We start from the raw sequence: 231 nt of genomic DNA, 5'->3' as shown, positions 1-231 counted from the left end.
CGGAGTCAGAGAACTTCCAATTATGGAGAGTTTGATCCTGGCTCAGGATGAACGCTGGCGGCGTGCCTAATACATGCAAGTCGAACGCGCGGATCAGGAGCTTGCTCCTGTGACGCGAGTGGCGGACGGGTGAGTAACACGTAGGCAACCTGCCCATCAGACCGGGATAACCACGGGAAACCGTGGCTAATACCGGATAACCCTTTTCTTCACAGGAAGGAAAGTTGAAAG

Annotated in this window: 1 rRNA gene; it reads left to right on the top strand. The window is 54.1% G+C overall.

Features of this window, described 5'->3' with window-relative positions:
* Nucleotides 1-19: 19 nt before the first annotated feature.
* Nucleotides 20-231 (top strand): 16S ribosomal RNA (locus J4760_RS13230); the annotation flags it as partial.

Source organism: Salinicoccus sp. ID82-1 (assembly GCF_021991715.1).
Classification (GTDB): Bacteria; Bacillota; Bacilli; order Staphylococcales; family Salinicoccaceae; genus Salinicoccus; species Salinicoccus cyprini.
The sequence above is the reverse complement of the archived record's forward strand: the minus strand, read 5'-3'. Positions and strand labels throughout refer to the sequence as shown.